Genomic DNA, 16,993 nt, shown 5'->3' with positions numbered 1-16,993 from the left:
AGGAGAACCGGCCATGTTCCGGATCGCCATCAGCCGCCTCGACGACGCGCGCATCGTCCCGGAGCACCGGGAGACGGTGCTCTCCGTCGACGAGGCGGTCCGCGCCGTCCTCGCCCGCCTGCCCCGCGCCGACCCGGCCGCGTTCAGCGGCCGGGCCGTCCAGGACTCCGTCAACCGGGTCAACGACTTCCGGCGCGACGTCGTCGCCGGCGACCGCGGGTACCGGGTGGTCATCGCCCCGATGATGTGACCCGGGGCCGGGGCCGCCCGGGGCTCAGTCCGAGCCGAACGCCGAGTCGAAGGACGCCTCCGGCGGGTCGTAGGCGTGCGAGCGCACGAACCGCACCGCCTCGGCGGCGCCCACCAGCCGGTCCATCCCCGCGTCCTCCCACTCCACCGAGAGGGGGCCGGTGTAGCCGATGGAGTTCAGGACCCGGAAGCAGTCCTCCCAGGGCACGTCCCCGTGACCGGTGGACACGAAGTCCCAGCCGCGCCGCGGGTCGCCCCACGGCAGGTGGGACCCGAGGCGCCCGTTGCGGCCGTTGCCGGTCCGCCTGCGGGTGTCCTTGCAGTCCACGTGGTAGATCCGGTCCCGGAAGTCCCACAGGAACGCGGCCGGGTCGATGTCCTGCCACACCATGTGGCTGGGGTCCCAGTTCAGGCCGAACGCCTCCCGGTGCCCCACGGCCTCCAGCGCCGCCTCCGTCGACCAGTGGTCGTAGGCGATCTCCGAGGGGTGCACCTCGTGCGCGAACCGCACCCCCACCTCGTCGAACACGTCCAGGATCGGGTTCCACCGGTCGGCGAAGTCCCGGTACCCGGCCCGGATGACGTCCTCGCCCACCGGCGGGAACATCGCCACGTACTTCCAGATCGCGGACCCGGTGAAGCCCACCACCGTGGACACCCCGAGCCGCGCCGCGGCCCGCGCGGTCGTCTTCATCTCCTCCGCGGCCCGCCGGCGCACACCCTCGGGGTCGCCGTCGCCCCACACGCGCGAGGGCAGGATGTCCTTGTGCCGGTGGTCGATGGGGTCGTCGCAGACCGCCTGGCCCAGCAGGTGGTTGGATATCGCCCACAGCCCCAGGCCGTGCCGCTGGAGGATGCCGAGGCGGTCGCGGACGTAGTCGTCGTCCACGGCGGCCCGGGTGACGTCGAGGTGGTCGCCCCAGCAGGCGATCTCCAGCCCGTCGTAGCCCCAGGAGGAGGCCAGGGAGCACACCTCCTCGAAGGGCAGGTCGGCCCACTGTCCGGTGAAGAGGGTGACTGGTCGTGCCATGGTCGGGCCTTTCGTCGGTGGGCCCCGGCCCGCGTACGGGCCGGGGCGGTCGTCAGTGCCGGTCCTCGTGCCCGGACCGGGCCCCCGCGGTGCCGTCGGGCTCCAGGGCGCCCAGGCCCTCCGGCGCGGGCAGGTGGACGTGGACGTGGCCGAGCCCGGCGGCGAGGGCCGCCTCGTCCAGGTGCGAGGCCGCCGCGGACCAGCCCACGACCGCCTCGTTGCGCACGTCCATCGCGACGTGCAGCAGGTCCATGCGCAGGTCCTCGTCCTCGACCAGGGCGGCCTTGGAGTAGGTGTCGGCGACCACCACCAGCAGCGACGCCGAGGAGATCAGCGCGGCGCGGACGGGGTCGGCGCCCTCCCCGGCGGCCAGGCCGGCGACCGCCCCGTGCGCCGCGGTCCGCCACCCGTGCACGGCCGACGCCTGCGCGGGTTCCAGGGAGGGGTGCGAGCCGTCGGCGGGCAGCCACTCCTCCATCTCGGCCAGGACCGGGGCCAGGTCGTCGTGCGCCGCCTGCGCGGCCTCGGCCAGCGCGTCCACGGCGCCCGGGTCGGCGGTCGGCCCCTCCTCCCCGGAGGAGAGGACGAGCGCGGCGATCAGGGCCATCACGACGGCCATCGCGCCGATGGTGAGCCACCAGGTCAGGGGGGTGGTGCGCGAGGGTTCGGGGAACTCCTCCGGCGGAGGGGCCTGGTCTTCTCCGGTCAGGGGGGTCCGGTGGTCGGCGGGCATGGTGTCTCCTAGCGGGTGGGAGTCACCCTGCGTCCGGCGGCGCTTTCCGGCGAGCGCGGAACCGAGCGGGGTGGGGGCGTGCCGTACGGGACGCGTGGCCGCCCCGACCGCTGTGCGCGCACGGTCGGAGACGGAGGCCGTCCCGCCGCCCCTCACCCCTTCACCTTTCGCTCAGGAGGGACCGCAGGAACGCCAGACCGTCGACGGCGATCGCGTCCTGGGTCGCCGCCAGCGGCCGCCATACGGAGGCCGCGGTGGCGATGGTGGCATTCTCCGCGGTGAACGATTCGATGACCAGGGGGCCTGAGTAGCCGATCGCGTCCAGCGCGCCGACGATCCCGTGCCAGTCCAGGTGGTCGGCTCCGGGGGCGCCCCGGTCGTTGGCGCAGACCTGCACGTGGGCGACCCGGTCGCCCGCCCGCAGGATCGCCTCCGGTATCCCCTGCTCCTCGATGTTCATGTGGTAGACGTCCAGGGCCAGGCCGCAGTGCTCCGACGGCAGGTCGGCGAGCAGCTCCAGTCCCTGGCCGACGGTGTTCAGGACGCTCGTCTCGTAGCGGTTGAGCGGTTCCACCGCCAGCCGGACGCCCGCCTGGGCGGCGTGTTCCACGACCGGCCCCAGGGCGTCGGCCAGCTCCGCCGCCAGCGACGCCCGCTCCGCGGCGGACATCCTCCAGGTGCGGCCCACCGACGCGTAGGCGGGGCCGGCGGCGACGGGCGACCCGACCGCCGCCGCCGCGTCCACCACCGCCCGCAGGTAGTCCTGCGTCGCCCGCCGGGTGCCCGGGTCGGTCGCGACGAGCTCCCGACCCGGGCCCATGACCAGGACGACGCGGGGCGCCAGGCCCAGGCCGTCCAGCAGGTCCCGGGCGCGGCCGGGGTCCCAGTCGCCGACGTCCTCCACGGGCAGCTCGACCACGTCGAACCCCCACGCGGCCACCCGCGGGGCGATCTCCTCCAGACCGGCCCCCGTCAGCGGCGACGTCCACACCCAGGTGTTGACCCCCAGCGCGCGCATGTGCCCTCCTCCTACCGGTCGGTCCAGGCCTCGGGGAACCCGGGCAGGTCCTCCCCGCCGAACTTGGCGTAGTGCAGCGACGGCATGTCGGAGTTGCGGTCCAGGAACTCCTGGAGCTCGCCCTGGCCGATCGGCTCCTGCGGCAGGATCCACTCCGCGGGGACCTCCTCCCCGGCCAGGATCATCGACGCGGCCAGGACCGGGGTCCGCCACTGGAAGTTGGAGTACACCGGCGCGACCGCGGTCAGCCCCTCCTCGTCCCACTTGCGCATGAAGCTCAGCTCGTCCTCGCCGGAGATCACCGGGTAGGGCCGGCCGGCGTCCTCGAACGCCTCCAGGGCGGCCACGGCGCCGTCACCGGCGTCCATCCAGATGCCGTCGACCTCGCCGCGCTGCAGGTGCTGGGAGACCAGGTCCTTGATCTTGGCGCCGTCGCCCTCGGTGAACTCGTAGCCGAGCACGTCCAGCTCGCTCCCGCCGAAGATCTGCTGCGCGGCGGCCCAGCGGTGCTCCAGCACGTCCACACCCGGCAGGATGCGCAGCGCCAGCACCGTGGAGCCGGGCTCCAGGTTGTCCACCAGGAACTCCGCGGCGTCGGCGCCGTAGGCGTAGCCGCCGATGGGGTGGATGAACGTCACCATGCAGTCGCTGTTGACGCCGCGGTCGAACACCACGACCGGGACGCCGCTCTCGCAGGCGGTCTCCACCGCCGGGGTCAGGGTGGCCGTGGTGGACGGCGAGATGAGGATGGCGTCGCAGTCACCGGAGTCCACGAAGGCCTGGATGTCGGAGATCTGCTGGTTGTCGTCGTCGGCGGCGTCGGACACCCGGAACTCGCCGATGCGGCCCTCCTCCTGGAGCGCCTCCACCTGCTGCTCCATGGTGATGAAGCCGGTGACGCGCCACGGGTTGGACACCGAGGCGTTGGAGAAGCACAGGGTGGCGTCCTCCGGGGAGTCGTGCACGAACTCCGAGGTGTCCGTCCACTCCGGCTCGATCGCCTGGAGCCAGGGCTCGTCGGCCGGGCCCTCCGGCTCGATCTCGCGCTGGGCGAGCTGGGCGTCGAACTCCTCCTGGTCGAACCACTCCGCGTCGGGGGTCATCTCGGCGCCGCCCCCGCCTCCCGCGGCGTCGTCGGGGGCGTCGGTGGTACACGCCGAGAGCATCAGTGTCAGACCGGCGGTGCCGGCGAGCAGCATGCGTGAGACGCGCATGATTACCTCCTGGGGGTCCCGAGCTGTCGCTCGGGTTCGTGGTCCGGTCGCCGGCGCGGGCGCCCCGGCGGTCGCAGATCGCCCCGGCGTGCGGCGTAGGCCACCGCGGCGATGATGATGAATCCCTGCACCGAGGGCTGGATGGTGGAGGGCAGGTAAAGCTGGTTGAACAGGGTGAAGAGCGCCTCGACGGTGAGGGCGCCCAGGGCGGCGGCCACGACCGTCCCGCGGCCGCCGCCCAGGACCACGCCGCCCAGCACCACAGCGGTGATGGCGGTGAACTCCATCCCCTGGCCGACCTGCGCGGTGACCCCGGCGAAGCCGCCGATGAGGATCGCCGCGACGGTCGCCATGAGGGCGGAGCCGACGAAGGCCAGGGTGCGCACCCGCTGGACCCGCACCCCGGAGAAGGCGGCGGCGACGTCGTTGTCGCCGGTCGCCATCAGGGAGCGGCCCAAGGGCGAGCGCATGAGGAACACGGCGCCGACGGTCAGCGCCAGGGCGATGAGCACCGCCCAGGGCAGCTGCCCCAGGAACGGCACCCCCTCGATCCCGCCCCGGCCCGGGACCCGGAACGCCTCGGACAGGGAGCCGGTGGGCGCACCCCCGGTCCAGAAGCGGACCGCGCCGAACAGGACGAGCATCATGCCCAGGGTGGTGATGATCGACGGCACCTTGAGCAGCGTCGTGATCAGGCCGTTGACCAGCCCCACCAGCAGGCCGAAGGCGAGCATGACGAGGATGACCGGCAGGGTCATGCCCTCCTCGCCGTCGATGAGCCGGGCCGCGATGACGACCTGGGCGCCGACCAGGGACCCGACCGACAGGTCGAACTCCCCGGACACGATGACCAGGTACTGGCCCACGGCCAGGATGATGAGCGGGGCCGCCTTCTTGGCGAAGGCCATGAGCGGCGGTCCCTCGAAGAAGGACGGGTTCCGGGTGGCGATGACCACGAAGATCAGCACCAGCAGCAGGAGCACGGTGGCGGTGCCGCCCCGCCCCAGCGAGGACAGCAGGGCCAGGGGCGCGGAGCGCCGGGCGGGCGTCTCGGTCATCGGCCGCCTCCCTCGGTGACGGGGGCCGCGGGGGCGACGGGTGCGGGCGCCCGCCGGGCGCCGTCCGTGCCCGCGCCGCCGGGCGGTGGCGGACCGGTGTCCGGGTCCTTTCCGGGAGCGGGTGGCGGCGGACCGCCGGAGGGGAAGCGGACCCGCACCGCGGACCGGGACAGCCGGCCGCGGGCGTAGATGGCGACGGCCGCGATGACGATGACGCCGCGCAGCACGTCCTTGACGAACGGGTCCACCGCCAGCACGTTGAACACCGTGTCGAGGGTGGCCAGGATGAACACCCCGGCGATGGTCCCGGCCACGCCGCCGCGCCCGCCCAGCAGGTACGTCCCGCCGAGCACCACCGCGGCGATGGCCTCCAGCTCGTAGCCGTTGTTGTAGACCAGGGCGCTGCCGGTGCCGAACCGGGCGGCCAGCAGCAGCCCGGCCACGCCGGCGGTCATCGAGCACAGGACGTGCGCGGTGATGACGGGGACCCGGTCGCGGACCCCGGACAGGCGGGCCACCTCGGCATCGCCGCCGACCGCGTACATGTGGTACCCGGTGCGGGAGCGGTGCAGGAAGACGACCGCCGCGACGGCCAGCACCAGCATGACCAGGGTGGAGACCGGCAGCACGCCGATACGGGTGTAGCCGAAAGCCTGGAACGCGGCGGGGACCGCGCCGGCCGGGCCCTGGAAGTTGGTGTCCAGGTACCCCTTGATGATGAGCCCGGTGCCCAGGGTGGCGATGAACGGGTTGACCCGCAGCCACGTGACGATGGTGCCGTTGGCCAGGCCGATCAGCGCCGCCAGGCCGAGCGTGGCGGCGATCCCCAGCGGGACGCGCGCGGGGTCGCCCGCCATGACGGTGGCCGCGACCACGGTGGACAGGGCCGCCACGTACCCGACCGACAGGTCGAGGGAGCGGCACAGGATGACCAGGGTCTGCCCGATGGCGAGGAACCCGAGCAGGCTGCTGCGGGTGAACAGGTCCACGGTGTTGGCCGTGGTGAAGAGGTTCCTGCCCTGGGTCGCCACGTAGACGGTGCTGAGCACCAGCAGCAGGGCCAGGGCCAGGTAAACCAGGCCGGTGGTGCCGGTGCGGGCCCACAGGGCGCGGACCCCGGCGGGTGCGGAGGCCGATGGGGTGCTCACGGTGCGGCCTCCTCGTGCCGGGCGGGGTCGCCGGGACCGGGACGGGTGTCCGCGGAACCGGGGGCGCCGGGGGTGCCGGCGGCCGTGTCGGAGCCGGTGCCCTCCGGGGGAGCGGCGCCGTCGGCCTGTCCGGCCGCCGCGGTGATCCGGGGGTCCTCCACCCCGGGCCCGGCGGCCTCGGCCGCGGAGCCGGTGGCCAGCGCCATGACCTCCTCCTCGCCGGAGCCGCCGGGCAGGCCGCCCGCGATCCGGCCGTCGGCCAGGACGACGACGCGGTCGGACATGCCGATCAGCTCGGGCAGCTCGGAGGAGATGAGGACGATGGCCACGCCCTGCGCGGCCAGCTCCCGCATCAGCCGGTAGACGGCCTGCTTGGCGCCGACGTCGATGCCCCGGGTGGGCTCGTCCAGCACCATCACGCCGGGCTCGGTGGCCAGCCACTTGGCCAGCACGACCTTCTGCTGGTTGCCGCCGGAGAGGTAGCGGACCTCCTGGGTGTTGCCGCCGCGCGCCACCAGCTCCAGGGACGACAGCACCCCGGGGAGCCGGGCGGCGCGCGCCCCCGACCCGAACGGCCACACGGCGTCCAGGACCAGGCGGGAGTTGGCCAGGATCGACTGGTTCAGGGCCAGGCCCTGGGTCTTGCGGTCCTCGCTCACCAGCACCAGCCCCGCCCGGATCGCGGTCCGCGGCGAGCGCGGGTCCACCCGGCGCCCGTCGACGGCGACCTCGCCCCGGGTGAAGCGCTCGATCCCGAACAGCGCGTGCGCGATCTCGGTGCGCCCGCTGCCCTGGAGCCCGGCCAGCCCCACGATCTCGCCGCCGCGCACCTCGAAGGAGATGTCGTGCAGCTGTGCGTTGCCGCCGCCGCGCACCTCCAGGCGCACGTCGCCGTGGTGGGCGCCGGCCGGTTCCAGGGGCTCGGGGAAGACCGACGAGACCGGACGGCCCACCATCATGCGGACCAGGTCGGCCGGGCGGGTGTCGGCGGCGTCCACGGTGCCGACGAGGCGACCGTCCTTCAGGACGGTGATCCGGGTCGCCAGGTCGAAGATCTCCCGCATGCGGTGGGAGACGTACAGCACCGCCACACCGCGTTCGAGCAGGCGGCCGATGATCCGGTAGAGCACCTCCACCTCGCTCTCGGCCAGCGCGGCGGTCGGCTCGTCCATGGAGATGACGCGGGCGTCGTGCGAGAGCGCCTTGACGATCTCCACCACCTGCTGCTGGGCCACCGACAGGGACCGGACGCGTGCCCAGGGCTCGATGCCCTCCAGGTCCAGGTCGGCGAGCAGCGCGGCGGTGGCGCGCTCCATGGCGCGGCCGTCCACGGCGCCGAACCGGCCCCGGATCTCGCGGCCCAGGAACACGTTCTCGGCGACGGTGCGCTCCGGGAGCAGGTTGAACTCCTGGAACACGGTGGCCACGCCGGCCCGCTGGGCCTGGACGGGGTGCTCGAAGGAGACGGGGCGGCCGTCCAGCTCGACGGTGCCCCCGTCGGCCGGGTGGACCCCGGCCAGGACCTTCATCAGGGTCGACTTCCCGGCGCCGTTCTCGCCCACCAGGGCGTGCACCCGGCCCGGCTCCAGCTCCAGGTCGACGCCGTGCAGGACGCGGACGCCCAGGAAGGACTTGGTGATCCCGCTCATGCGGATCACCGGTTCTGCGGGGGGTGCGGCGTTCATCCCCGGTCCACCTCGGATACGTCGACCCAGCGGCGCTCGCGGGCCGACAGGAGCACGGCCTCGGCGATGACCGCCGCGCGCAGCCCGTCGGCGAAGACCGGCAGGCCCTCGGGGGAGCCCCCGGAGACGGCGTCGGCGGTGTCGGCGACCAGCGCGTTGAAGCAGTCCTGGTAGCCCTGGGGGTGGCCGACGGGGGTGGTGGCCAGGCGCGCGGCGTCGCGGCTCAGGTCCGGGGCGTCGCGGGAGATGATCCCGGTCCGCCCGCGCCCGCCCGCCCACAGGGTCTCCGGGCGCTCCTGGTCGAAGCGCAGCGACCCCTCGGTGCCGGAGACCTCCAGCACCAGGCTGTTCTTGCGGCCGGGGGAGACCTGGCTGATGACGGCGCTGCCGACGGCCCCGCCCGCGGTGGTGAACTGGAGGGTCACCAGGTCCTCGGTGTCCACCGGGCGCCCGTCGCGGACGTCGTTGAAACGGCCGGTCAGGGCGCTGACCGCGGTGATCCGGTCGCCGGTGACGAACTCCAGCATGTCGCACCAGTGCGAGCCGATGTCGCCGAACGCCCGGGTGGGGCCGCCGATCCGCGGGTCCACCCGCCAGTTGTCCTCCTGCGGGTACAGCAGCCAGTCCTGGAGGTATCCGCCGTGGGCCAGGCCGACCCGGCCGATGGCGCCCGCCGCGACCAGGGCGCGGGCCTCGCGGGCCATGGGGTGGAACCGGTAGGCGAAGGGGACGACGGCGACCAGGCCGGCGTCCGCGGCGGCCGAGGTCATCTCCCGTGCCGTGGCGGCGTCGGTGGCCAGGGGTTTCTCGCACACCACGTGCTTGCCGGCGGCCAGGGCCGCCAGGGTCAGGGGTGCGTGCAGGTGGTTGGGGACGCAGACGTGGACCACGTCGACGTCGTCGCTGCGGACCAGGTCCAGGGCGTCGGCGTGGGCGCGCCCGACGCCGTTGGCGGAGCGGAAGGCCTCGGCCTTCTCACGGGAGGAGCCCGCGACCCCGACGACCGCGCCCCCGTGGGCGCGGACGGCGTGGCTGTGGACCCGGCCCATGAACCCGGTGCCGATCACGGCGGCCCGGTAGGCGTTCGGCACGGTCGCTCCGACATCGGATCCGCTGCCGATGCTTGTGACCTTACTCACTGACATGGTGGCACCGTACGCCGGACTTATGTCGACGGTCAAGCAGAAGTTGAGAAACGTGACCGCAATAGGCTCTTTCGAGACGATCAATAGATCCTGTGCTTGACTTGTCCCATGACGGAAGATGCGCTGACCGGCCCCGCGGCCCAGGGACTCCGGGCCGCTCCCACCACCACCGCGCCCGGTGCCAGCACCCTGCTCCGGCTCCTGCGCGACGGCCGCCCCCGCACCCGGTCCGAACTCGCCGGGGCCACCGGTCTGGCCCGCTCCACCGTCACCCAGCGGGTGGACGCCCTCCTCGCCAGCGGCCTCATCGGCCCCGCGGGCGAGGCCGTCTCCACCGGCGGGCGCCCGCCCACCACGTTCTCGTTCCGCCCCCGGGCCCGGGTGGCGCTCGCCGCCGACCTGGGCGCCACCCACGCCCGGCTCGCCCTCACCGACATGGCCGCCGAGGTCCTCGCCGAGGAGCGCGCGGACCTCGACATCGCCCTGGGGCCCGAGCACGTCCTCGACTGGGTGGTGGAGCGCGGACGCGCCCTGCTCGCCCACGCCGGCCGCGACGTCTCCGAGCTGCTGGGCCTGGGCATCGGCCTGCCCGGCCCCGTCCAGCACTCCACCGGCCGCGCCGTCAACCCGCCGATCATGCCCGGCTGGGACGGCTTCGACGTGCCCGGCTACGCGGGCGAGCGGCTGGCCGTGCCCGTGCTGGTCGACAACGACGTGAACATCATGGCGATCGGCGAGCACCGCACGGCCTGGCCCACCGCCAGCCACCTCATGTTCGTCAAGGTCGCCACCGGCATCGGCTGCGGCATCGTCAGCGAGGGCCGCGTGTACCGGGGCGCCCAGGGCGCGGCCGGGGACATGGGGCACATCCACGTTCCCAGCGGGGAGGAGAAGCCCTGCCGCTGCGGCAACACCGGATGCCTGGAGGCCGTCGCCAGCGGCGCCGCCCTGGCCGAGGCCCTGACCGCCGAAGGCGTGCCCGCGCACGGCGCCCGCGACGTGGTGGAGCTGGCCCGCCACGGGTCGGTCCCGGCGCTGCGCGCCCTGCGCCAGGCCGGCCGCGACATCGGCGAGGTGCTGGCGGCGTCCGTCAACATGTTCAACCCGTCGGTCATCGTCATCGGCGGCGCGCTGGCCCTGGCGGGAGACCACCTGCTGGCCGGGGTGCGCGAGGTCATCTACCAGCGGTCGCTGCCGCTGGCCACGGAGCACCTCAACATCGTGTCGTCGGCGGCGGCCGAGAGCGCGGGCGTCGTGGGCGCCGCGGTCATGGTCGTCGAGCACTGCCTGAGCCCGGACCAGGCCGACCGGCTCATCGCCGCGGGGGCCGGCTGAGGCCGGTGCGGGACCGCCGCCCGGCGGGCCGCGCCAGCGGGAGGGCGGGGCACGGGGGAGGGGGCGGAGCCCTGCGGCTCCGCCCCCGGTGACCCGGGTTCAGGGGATCACAGGCCGCGCGGCTCCCCGCGGAACTCGGCCTGGCCGACGTCGGGCAGGATGCCCTCCTGGTGGAGGGCGGGCTTCTCCCCGGTGGTGCGGCGCTCACCGCCGCGGCGGACCACGGCGGTCCGCGCCACACTGTTCACCAGGACGGCGATGGCCACGCCCGCGACCAGGTTGATCGCGGCGGTCGCGGCCGGGCTCGCGCCCTCCACGCCCTGGGTGAAGGGGGTGACCACCGCGATGGCGGTGATCAGCCCGATGATCCACACGAAGAAGGCGCGGGCCCTCGGCGCGGCCACGAGCAGCAGGTGCATCAGCGCCGTGGCCGCCAGGGCCGCGACGCCCGCCATGAAGGCGTACGCCGCCGTTCCGGCATCGCCGAGGTAGCCGGCCTCCTCCGGGGCCAGCACCGGGACCCCGAGCGCACCCCTGAAGAACAGGGTGCCCACCAGGACCACCAGTGCGGCCACCACCGCCGTCGCCAGGCCGCCGGACCACAGGCGAACCGCGTTGACGGGTCGTTCAGCTGCGAAATCGCTCATGCCGAATACCCCCATATACGGCGTCGAGTATCGTCGCACTCCGTATTCATCCGGATACGTCCGAACTCGGTCGTAGGCCACATACCCAAGCTCCGCGCAGGTAATCCACACGTGGAAGACTGGGACCATGGCTCACTTCGCGCACGCCCGCGTCGACCTCGACGCGATCGCCCACAACGCACGGCTGCTCCGCGAGCGCGCCGGCGGGGCGGCGTTCATGGGCGTGGTCAAGGCGGACGGCTACGGGCACGGCATGGTCCCCGCCGCCCGCGCGCTGCTGGCGGGCGGCGCCTCCTGGCTGGGCACCGCGTTCATCGGCGAGGCGCTCGGCCTGCGCGCGGCCGGGATCACCGCGCCCGTCCTGGCCTGGATCATCCCGCCCGGCGAGCCCGTGGGCGAGGCCGTGGAGAAGGGCGTCGACCTGGGCGTCGGCGACGCCGCCGTGCTGGAGGCCGTCGTGGCGGCGGCCCGCGGCCTGGGCCGCACCGCCCGGATCCAGCTCAAGATCGACACCGGCCTCAACCGGGGCGGCACCGGCCGTGCCGAGTGGGACCCCCTGGTGGAGGCGGCCGCCCGCGCCCAGGACGCCGGGCACGTCGAGGTGAGCGGGATCTGGTCGCACTTCGCCTGCGCGGACGAGCCCGGGCACCCCTCGATCGCCTCCCAGCTCTCCGTGTTCCACGACGCCCTGGAGGCCGCCGACAAGGCCGGCCTCACCCCCGAGGTGCGCCACATCGCCAACTCGGCCGCCCTGCTCACCCTGCCCGAGGCGCGCTTCGACCTGGTGCGCGGTGGTATCGCGAGTTACGGGCTTTCCCCGATCCCGGATTACGACGTGCCCGGATTGCGGCCCGCGATGACCCTGCGCGCCCGCGTCGCCCTCACCAAGCGGGTGCCGGCCGGCAGCGGGGTCTCCTACGGCCACCGCTACGTGACCGACCGCGCGACCACCCTGGCCCTGGTGCCGCTCGGCTACGCCGACGGCGTGCCCCGGGCCGCCACCAACCGGGGGCCGGTCCTGCTGGGCGGGCGCGAGCGCGTCATCGCCGGAACCGTGTGCATGGACCAGTTCGTCGTCGACGTGGGCGACGACGAGGTGGCCGCCGGGGAGTACGCGGTCCTGTTCGGCGACCCCGCCGCGCACCCGGGCGCGCCGAGCGCCCAGGACTGGGCCCGCGTCCTGGACACCATCCCGTACGAGATCGTCACCCGGGTGGGCGCGCGCGTCCCGCGCGAGTACGCCGGCGGCTGACCCGCGGCGCGGCCGTGCCCGGGCCGGTCCCGGGGCCGCGGCGCGAACGACCGGCCGATCGTCCACAACCGGTCACGCGCTCACGCCACCCCGCCTAACCTGGGGTGAGGGGGACACACCACCCGACGGTCGTGCCCTGACCCGGTCGGCCACCGCCCGAACCGTACCGACACACAGCCTTGCGAGTCCGATGACAGACGTGACGACCACAGCGAACGCGTCCACCGCGGTCACCGCCGCGACCGACGGCGCCATGCGCGCCCTCGGACGCACCCTGGCCGGCCTCAGCCGCCCCGGCGACCTGCTGATCCTCTCCGGCCCGCTCGGCGCGGGCAAGACCACCCTCACCCAGGGGCTGGGGCAGGGACTGGGCGTCCGCGGCTCGGTCACCTCCCCGACCTTCGTGATCTCCCGCATCCACCCCTCCCTGGTGGGCGGCCCCGCGCTGGTCCACGTGGACGCCTACCGGCTCGGCGGGCCCGACGAGGTCGACGACATCGACCTCGACATGACCCTCCCCGAGTCGGTCACCGTCGTGGAGTGGGGGGAGGGCGTCGCCGAGGGGCTCTCCGACGACCGGCTGGAGATCCGGATCGAGCGCCACCCCGACGACACCCGCACCGTCCACCTCACCCCGGTCGGCGGGCGCTGGGCGGACACCGACCTGCCCGTCGCCGTCGACCCCGCCGACGACGAGAACACGGAAGACTAGACCCGTGCTGCTCCTGGCCTTCGACACCGCCACGCCCGCCGTCACCGCCGCCATCGGCGAGTCCGGCGGGGACGGCGCCTTCACCCTGCGCGCGAGCGCGTCCTCGGTGGACGCCCGCCGCCACGGCGAACTGCTCTCCCCGACCATCCGCCGGCTCACCGCGGAGGCCGGGGTCGCCCTGGCCGACCTCGACGCCGTCGCCGTGGGCATCGGCCCCGGCCCCTACACCGGCCTGCGCGTGGGGCTGGCCACGGCCCACGCCCTGGCCGACGCGCTCGGCGTCCCCTGCCACGGCGTGGCCACCCTGGACGCGCTCGCCTTCGCCACCGGGCGCACCGGGCCGTTCACCGCCATGACCGACGCCCGCCGCAAGGAGGTGTTCTGGGCCCGCTACGACGACCGCCTCACCCGGGTCGGCGAGATCGCCGTGGCCCGCCCGGCCGAACTCGACACCGGCGGGCTGCCGCTGGTGGGCGACGGCGCCCGGATGTACGCCGACGTGTTCGGCGAGGCGGCCGGGGCGCCCGGCCCGCTGCACCCCGACGCCGCCGCCCTGGCCGAGCTGGCCCTGTACCGGCTGCACCGCGGGGAGCCCCTGCCCTCGCCCGAGCCGCTCTACCTCCGCCGCCCCGACGCCGTGGTGCCCGGAGCCCCGAAGAAGGTCCGCCAGTGGGTGAAGTGAGACCGGTGACCGACACCGCGCTGGACGCGGTCCGCGTCGCCCCGCCCGAGGGCGTGCTCCTGCGCCCCATGGCCGCCGCCGACGTCGACGCGGTGATGGCGCTGGAGCGCGCCCTGTTCCCGGCCGACGCCTGGAGCGAGGGGATGCTCCGCGACGAGCTGGCCGAGACCGCCACCCGCCACTACGTGGTGGCCCTGGCCCGGGGCGCCCTGGTGGGGTACGCCGGGCTGCGCTTCGTCCCGCCCGAGGGGGACGTGCAGACCATGGCCGTCGCCGAGTCCGCCTGGGGGACCGGGATCGGGGGAGCCCTGCTCACCGAGCTCCTCGTCCGGGCCGCCGAGCGCGGGGTCGGCCACATGTTCCTGGAGGTGCGCTCGGACAACCCGCGCGCCCAGAAGCTCTACGGCCGCTTCGGATTCACGCCCATCGGCATCCGGCGCGGCTACTACAACGGGGCCGACGCCCTGGTCATGCGGCGCATCGCCGAGGAGGGTACCCATGAGTGACCACGACCTCCCGCTCGTCCTGGGCATCGAGACGTCCTGCGACGAGACCGGTGTCGGTATCGTGCGCGGCTGCGAGCTGCTCGGCGAGTCGGTGGCCTCCAGCGTGGACCAGCACGTCCGCTTCGGCGGCGTGGTGCCCGAGGTGGCCAGCCGCGCCCACCTGGAGGCGATGACCCCCACCGTCCGGCGCGCGCTGGACTCCGCAGGGGTCGGGCTCGCCGACATCGACGCCGTCGCCGTCACCGCGGGGCCCGGCCTGGCCGGGGCGCTGCTGGTGGGGGTGTCCGCGGCCAAGGCGTACGCGATGGCGCTGGACAAGCCGCTGTACGGGGTCAACCACCTGGTCGGACACGTGGCCGTCGACCAGCTGGAGCACGGGCCGCTGCCCAAGCCCGCGATCGCGCTCCTGGTGTCCGGCGGGCACACGTCGCTGCTGCTGGTCAACGACCTGGCCACCGACGTGGTGTCGCTGGGCGACACCGTGGACGACGCCGCGGGCGAGGCCTACGACAAGGTCGCCCGGCTGCTGGAGCTGCCCTACCCGGGCGGCCCGCCCATCGACCGGGCGGCGCAGCAGGGCGACCCCAAGACGATCCGCTTCCCGCGCGGCAAGTGGGGGGACGGCACGTACGACTTCTCCTTCTCGGGGCTCAAGACCGCCGTCGCCCGCCACGTCGAGGACGCCGACCGCAGGGGCGAGCCGCTGGTGGTCGCCGACATCGCCGCCGCGTTCCAGGAGGCGGTGGTGGACGTGCTCACCCGCAAGGCCGTCGACGCCTGCGTGGAGTACGGGGTCAGCACGCTGGTGATCAGCGGCGGCGTGGCGGCCAACTCCGCGCTGCGCACCCTGGCCGGGCAGCGCTGCCGCGAGGCGGGGATCACCCTCCGGGTGCCCCGGCCCCGCCTGTGCACCGACAACGGCGCGATGATCGCCGCCCTGGGCGCCGAGGTGGTGGCCGCGGGGCTGCCGCCGTCCTCCCTGGACCTGGCCACGGACACCTCCCTCCCGGTGGAGTCCCCGCTGGCCCGCTGACCCCCGCGCACCCCGGGGCCCGGAGCACCGCTGGAATCCACCCCGGTCCGGGCCCCGAATCCGTGCGGCCGGTCCCGCGCACCGTCCCGGGCTCCCCGGGGCCGGTGGGGCGGGGCGGACCCGGTGCGGGAGCGCACCGGCGCACCGCCGGAGAAACCCCCGGCGGGGGCGGGGCGTCAGAAGGGGAGAGCAGCCGATCCCCCCGGGAGTGAATCCGTGCATCCCCCCTTCGCCGGCCGCCGCCTCGCGGCGACCGCGGCGGCGGTGGCCCTCGCCGCCGCCTGTTCCGCCGAGGAGCCCGCGTCCACCACCGGGCACAGCGTGGCTCAGGACCCGCCCGACCCGGACCGCCCCGAAGCGGTGGCCGGGGTGGCCTGGACGCGGGAGGGCTGGTCGGGGACGCCCGCCCCCGTGTTCCCCGTGCCGGGCGGGGTGGCGGTGCTGGAGGACGAGGGCGTCGCGGTCCTGTCCGGCGAGACCGGAGAGGAGCTGTGGCACTACCGGGTCGACGCCGGGGAGCTCGGCGTCCTGGCGGACGTCGCCGACGACGGCCGCCACATCGTCGTCGAGGAGCGCGCGCACGACGCGGGGTGGACCGACCCGGCGAACGAACCGGACGGCGGGTACACCGAATTCGTCGTCCTCGACTCCCGCACCGGGGCGGAACTGGACCGGTACCCCGTCTCGGACACCTACGGCCGCAACTACATGGAGCGCCGTTCGCCCTTCCCCGGGCACCACCTGGCCTCGCTGGGCGCGTGCGACGGCGATGTGTGGGTCTTCCGCCAGGAGTCCTCCCTGGTCGCCCGGCACGCGGGCGGCGAGCGGACGGCCTGGGCGGTGACGGTACGGGACCTGGCCGAATGCGGCGCCCTGGGCACCGTGGACGACGTGGTGGTGACCGGCGGCGTCGCCGTGGCCGCGGCCGACTGCTCCGGCCCCGGCCGGGACGGCCACACGCCCGGCTCGCACCTGGTGGGCCTGGACGCGGCCACCGGCGAGGAGCTCTGGCGGGTCACGGCCGCGCCCCTGGGCCCCTCCGTGGAGCGGCTGCTGGCGGTGCACGGCGGCCTGGTGGTCGACGGGGTCGCCGGAGCCCGCGTGCGGTGGGCCGTGGACCCCGCCACCGGGGAGGCCGTGGACCTGGGCGGCGGAGCGTTCGTCGGAGCCGGGGAGACCGGGGCGCCCGGCTCGGACGGGGCCTGGCGGGGCCTGATGGGCGGCCGTTACACGGTGCGCGACACCGGCGGCGAGGTGCTGCTGGAAGCCGCTTCCTGTCCCGCCCGGGGCGCGCCCTCGCCGCTCCTGGGCGAGCGGCCGCTGGCGCTGGGCCTGTCCGGCGGGGTCGTGTGCGTGTTCGGGGAGGGGGAGCACGACGCCCTGGCCGTCTTCTCCGGTCCGGACGGCACCCGGGAGATCCGGGCCGAGGGCCTGGCCGACGCGGTGGTCCACGCCGCCGCCGCGGTCCCCGGAGCGGTGGTGCTCTCCTACACCGGCGCCGACGGCCGCACCGGTGTGGTCGGTCTGCGCTGAACGGGGCCGCCGC

The 16,993-nt window shown here is 74.8% G+C and carries 17 protein-coding genes; 8 read left to right on the top strand and 9 right to left on the bottom strand.

What is annotated here, in order from left to right; translation table 11 throughout:
- The first annotated feature begins 13 nt into the window (after positions 1-13).
- Entirely contained in the window at positions 14-250 is a 237-nt protein-coding gene (locus BUE45_RS08125) for a hypothetical protein (protein WP_073377048.1), read from the top strand.
- A 24-nt stretch (positions 251-274) separates the two neighbouring features.
- Here the strand turns inward: BUE45_RS08125 and BUE45_RS08120 are convergent, their stop codons facing one another.
- From BUE45_RS08120 to BUE45_RS08085, 8 genes are all read right to left on the bottom strand, one after another.
- Positions 275-1,279 (bottom strand): sugar phosphate isomerase/epimerase family protein, encoded by a 1,005-nt coding sequence (locus BUE45_RS08120; RefSeq protein ID WP_073377046.1) that lies wholly within the window; start codon positions 1,277-1,279, stop codon positions 275-277.
- Between the two features lie 52 nt (positions 1,280-1,331).
- Entirely contained in the window at positions 1,332-2,012 is a 681-nt protein-coding gene (locus BUE45_RS08115; protein WP_073377043.1) for a hypothetical protein, read from the bottom strand.
- Between the two features lie 160 nt (positions 2,013-2,172).
- Entirely contained in the window at positions 2,173-3,030 is an 858-nt protein-coding gene (locus BUE45_RS08110) for a sugar phosphate isomerase/epimerase family protein (RefSeq protein WP_073377041.1), read from the bottom strand.
- A gap of 11 nt (positions 3,031-3,041) precedes the next feature.
- A complete protein-coding gene (locus BUE45_RS08105; protein WP_073377039.1) occupies positions 3,042-4,244 on the bottom strand; it encodes a substrate-binding domain-containing protein in 1,203 nt (400 codons plus the stop codon).
- Between the two features lie 2 nt (positions 4,245-4,246).
- Positions 4,247-5,302, bottom strand: coding sequence for an ABC transporter permease (locus BUE45_RS08100; RefSeq protein WP_073377037.1), 1,056 nt, complete (start codon positions 5,300-5,302; stop codon positions 4,247-4,249).
- Positions 5,299-6,450: an ABC transporter permease gene (locus BUE45_RS08095; RefSeq protein WP_073377035.1), complete on the bottom strand. Its 1,152-nt coding sequence runs from the start codon at positions 6,448-6,450 to the stop codon at positions 5,299-5,301. The genes BUE45_RS08100 and BUE45_RS08095 overlap by 4 nt, the downstream gene beginning before the upstream one ends.
- The gene (locus BUE45_RS08090) at positions 6,447-8,135 is read right to left on the bottom strand and encodes a sugar ABC transporter ATP-binding protein (RefSeq protein ID WP_073377032.1); all 1,689 of its coding nucleotides are present in this window, start codon (positions 8,133-8,135) and stop codon (positions 6,447-6,449) included. The genes BUE45_RS08095 and BUE45_RS08090 overlap by 4 nt, the downstream gene beginning before the upstream one ends.
- On the bottom strand, positions 8,132-9,274 hold the full coding sequence (locus tag BUE45_RS08085; protein WP_073377030.1) for a Gfo/Idh/MocA family protein: 1,143 nt from the start codon (positions 9,272-9,274) through the stop codon (positions 8,132-8,134). The genes BUE45_RS08090 and BUE45_RS08085 overlap by 4 nt, the downstream gene beginning before the upstream one ends.
- Before the next feature lie 114 nt (positions 9,275-9,388).
- Here BUE45_RS08085 and BUE45_RS08080 point away from each other — a divergent pair, with 114 nt between their 5' ends.
- Positions 9,389-10,615 (top strand): ROK family transcriptional regulator, encoded by a 1,227-nt coding sequence (locus BUE45_RS08080; RefSeq protein WP_073377028.1) that lies wholly within the window; start codon positions 9,389-9,391, stop codon positions 10,613-10,615.
- Positions 10,616-10,722: 107 nt separating this feature from the next.
- On the opposite strand, the gene BUE45_RS08075 is transcribed toward BUE45_RS08080, so the two are convergent.
- Positions 10,723-11,262 (bottom strand): DUF6069 family protein, encoded by a 540-nt coding sequence (locus BUE45_RS08075; protein ID WP_073377026.1) that lies wholly within the window; start codon positions 11,260-11,262, stop codon positions 10,723-10,725.
- 127 nt (positions 11,263-11,389) lie between these two features.
- On the opposite strand from BUE45_RS08075, the gene alr reads away from it, so the two are divergent.
- The 6 genes from alr to BUE45_RS08045 all read left to right on the top strand — a co-directional run bounded on the left by alr (position 11,390) and on the right by BUE45_RS08045 (position 16,980).
- The gene (gene alr / locus BUE45_RS08070; RefSeq protein ID WP_073377023.1) at positions 11,390-12,514 is read left to right on the top strand and encodes an alanine racemase; all 1,125 of its coding nucleotides are present in this window, start codon (positions 11,390-11,392) and stop codon (positions 12,512-12,514) included.
- A gap of 190 nt (positions 12,515-12,704) precedes the next feature.
- A complete protein-coding gene (gene tsaE, locus BUE45_RS08065) occupies positions 12,705-13,226 on the top strand; it encodes a tRNA (adenosine(37)-N6)-threonylcarbamoyltransferase complex ATPase subunit type 1 TsaE (protein ID WP_073377021.1) in 522 nt (173 codons plus the stop codon).
- Between the two features lie 4 nt (positions 13,227-13,230).
- Positions 13,231-13,908 carry a tRNA (adenosine(37)-N6)-threonylcarbamoyltransferase complex dimerization subunit type 1 TsaB gene (tsaB, locus tag BUE45_RS08060; protein ID WP_073377018.1) on the top strand — a complete coding sequence of 226 codons (678 nt, stop codon included), beginning with the start codon at positions 13,231-13,233 and terminating at the stop codon, positions 13,906-13,908.
- A 68-nt stretch (positions 13,909-13,976) separates the two neighbouring features.
- Positions 13,977-14,414, top strand: a complete 438-nt coding sequence (gene rimI / locus BUE45_RS08055; protein ID WP_073377477.1) for a ribosomal protein S18-alanine N-acetyltransferase — start codon at positions 13,977-13,979, stop codon at positions 14,412-14,414.
- Positions 14,407-15,447: a tRNA (adenosine(37)-N6)-threonylcarbamoyltransferase complex transferase subunit TsaD gene (tsaD, locus tag BUE45_RS08050; RefSeq protein WP_073377015.1), complete on the top strand. Its 1,041-nt coding sequence runs from the start codon at positions 14,407-14,409 to the stop codon at positions 15,445-15,447. The genes rimI and tsaD overlap by 8 nt, the downstream gene beginning before the upstream one ends.
- A 216-nt stretch (positions 15,448-15,663) precedes the next feature.
- Positions 15,664-16,980: a PQQ-binding-like beta-propeller repeat protein gene (locus tag BUE45_RS08045; RefSeq protein WP_073377013.1), complete on the top strand. Its 1,317-nt coding sequence runs from the start codon at positions 15,664-15,666 to the stop codon at positions 16,978-16,980.
- Positions 16,981-16,993 lie beyond the last annotated feature (13 nt).

This window comes from Nocardiopsis flavescens, assembly GCF_900141985.1.
Taxonomy (GTDB): Bacteria; Actinomycetota; Actinomycetes; order Streptosporangiales; family Streptosporangiaceae; genus Nocardiopsis; species Nocardiopsis flavescens.
This window is presented reverse-complemented; position numbering and strand designations above follow the sequence as displayed.

What these genes read in the sequence shown, in the direction of transcription:
- BUE45_RS08125 (WP_073377048.1), top strand. Translation starts at nt 14, where the DNA reads ATGTTCCGGATCGCCATCAGCCGCCTCGACGACGCGCGCATCGTCCCG.
- BUE45_RS08120 (WP_073377046.1), bottom strand. Translation starts at nt 1,279, where the DNA reads ATGGCACGACCAGTCACCCTCTTCACCGGACAGTGGGCCGACCTGCCC.
- BUE45_RS08115 (WP_073377043.1), bottom strand. Translation starts at nt 2,012, where the DNA reads ATGCCCGCCGACCACCGGACCCCCCTGACCGGAGAAGACCAGGCCCCT.
- BUE45_RS08110 (WP_073377041.1), bottom strand. Translation starts at nt 3,030, where the DNA reads ATGCGCGCGCTGGGGGTCAACACCTGGGTGTGGACGTCGCCGCTGACG.
- BUE45_RS08105 (WP_073377039.1), bottom strand. Translation starts at nt 4,244, where the DNA reads ATGCGCGTCTCACGCATGCTGCTCGCCGGCACCGCCGGTCTGACACTG.
- BUE45_RS08100 (WP_073377037.1), bottom strand. Translation starts at nt 5,302, where the DNA reads ATGACCGAGACGCCCGCCCGGCGCTCCGCGCCCCTGGCCCTGCTGTCC.
- BUE45_RS08090 (WP_073377032.1), bottom strand. Translation starts at nt 8,135, where the DNA reads ATGAACGCCGCACCCCCCGCAGAACCGGTGATCCGCATGAGCGGGATC.
- BUE45_RS08080 (WP_073377028.1), top strand. Translation starts at nt 9,389, where the DNA reads ATGACGGAAGATGCGCTGACCGGCCCCGCGGCCCAGGGACTCCGGGCC.
- BUE45_RS08075 (WP_073377026.1), bottom strand. Translation starts at nt 11,262, where the DNA reads ATGAGCGATTTCGCAGCTGAACGACCCGTCAACGCGGTTCGCCTGTGG.
- alr (WP_073377023.1), top strand. Translation starts at nt 11,390, where the DNA reads ATGGCTCACTTCGCGCACGCCCGCGTCGACCTCGACGCGATCGCCCAC.
- tsaE (WP_073377021.1), top strand. Translation starts at nt 12,705, where the DNA reads ATGACAGACGTGACGACCACAGCGAACGCGTCCACCGCGGTCACCGCC.
- rimI (WP_073377477.1), top strand. Translation starts at nt 13,977, where the DNA reads ATGGCCGCCGCCGACGTCGACGCGGTGATGGCGCTGGAGCGCGCCCTG.
- tsaD (WP_073377015.1), top strand. Translation starts at nt 14,407, where the DNA reads ATGAGTGACCACGACCTCCCGCTCGTCCTGGGCATCGAGACGTCCTGC.